Annotated in this window: 2 pseudogenes; both read left to right on the plus strand. The window is 64.2% G+C overall.

Annotated features, from left to right (window positions below):
- Nucleotides 1–269 (plus strand): annotated as a pseudogene (locus AC2VOP_RS12910) (hypothetical protein); the annotation flags it as partial.
- Between the two features lie 11 nt (nucleotides 270–280).
- Nucleotides 281–1,550 (plus strand): annotated as a pseudogene (locus AC2VOP_RS12915) (hypothetical protein); the annotation flags it as partial.

Here is a 1,550-nt window from a genome sequence, read left to right on the forward strand (position 1 = left end):
CCCCGGAGCGGATCACCTATCGCCCCCAGCTCGGCGTGCTCTACCCGTCCGAATTAGCCACCGGGATGCGGATTTACGTCGAATACGACAAGAAGAATCCCGACCTGGTCCGGGTTCAGCACCGCACCGCCGCGCTGGCGATCATCCCGGCCGGGTCGGTCGCGGTGGTGGGCTGGCTGGTCGCCGCTGGTGTGCTGGCCGGGCTGGCGGCGGTCGACAAGCGGCTGGATGTTGCCCCTTCGCTTCCCCAGCGGTCGCCCGTGGAGTAGTTTAACGAAACGTGAGATACGTCATTCGCCAACAGGGCAGTTTCGCGGGGGCCTACAACGAGGTCGGATCCATGGCCGGTTATCGGGGCACGAAGCGCAATGGTCGGTCGCGCAGCGCGAAGGCCCGTCGTCGGGTCGTAGGTTCGAGTATCGGTGTTGGTGTGTTTTTGGCGTTGGGCGTGACGCAGTTGGCTGCTGCGCCGACGGCCGAAGCCGATGAGTTTGACGCGATTGTTGAGCCGATCATCAGTTCCCTCGTGGGTTCGCTGGGTGATGCGGCGGGCGGTTCGGTTGCCGATGCGGGCTCGGTGGCGGCGGCCGGTCCGTTTGACGCCTTGCTGCATGGGCTGGAGCAGGACTGGCTTGACAGCAGCTTTGGTCAGCAGGTTGACAGCGTGCTCAATGATTGGTTCAGCCAGGCTGCTCCTGCCGCCGACGCCGGGAATACTGCGCAGCCGATGAGCCAGAACTTGCTGGTCAACGGTAACTTCAACATTGCCGAACCGTCCAGGTCGGGCTTCAGCGGGGTGACCATTCCGGGCTGGACGGAGACCGGCACCCCGACCGTGATCGAATACGGCACCCCGCGCGGTTATCCGTTGCCATGGTTCCAGTTGCCAAAGCTGACGGGTTACCTGGGCTTTCCGCAGGAGGCGCCCCCGGGCACCCTGGCTCCTGCCGACAATTTCGCCGGCGGTGGACCGGTGGCCACGTCGAGCATCAGCCAAACCGTCGACCTCACCGGTGCGGCCGGGACGCCGTACGACCTCAGTGCAGATCTCGGCGGCCAGGGCTTGAACTCCTCCTACACCACAGTGCAGGTCAACTTCCTGGGCGCCGACGGGCACGTGCTGGGCACCGGCTCGCTCAAGCCGGTCACGGTATGGGATCGCCTGGCTATCACCGGGTTTCAGGAACGCGAGATCACTGGGACGATCCCGGAGGGCACCACCTCCGCGCAGGTGACCACGACTTTCCACGACGAGAACCATTTCCTCGGCAACTACAATTCCGCCTACGCCGCCAACGAGTCGTTCACGGTCGGTGATCCAAGCCTCACCGCGGCGCCGCTCACCCTGCCGACGTCCGACGTCGGCCACCTGAATCACGTGTTCTTGATCTACATGGAGAACAAGGGCGTCGACGACATCGTGGGCAGCCCGAACGCGCCGTTCTTGAACCAGCTGATCAAGACCGAAGATTTCGACAGCAACTACTACTCGCTGAGCCACCCCAGCGACGCCAACTACATGCGGATCATGGGCGGGTCGGGCTTCGGCA

Source organism: Mycobacterium sp. TH-M106 (genome assembly GCF_057473765.1).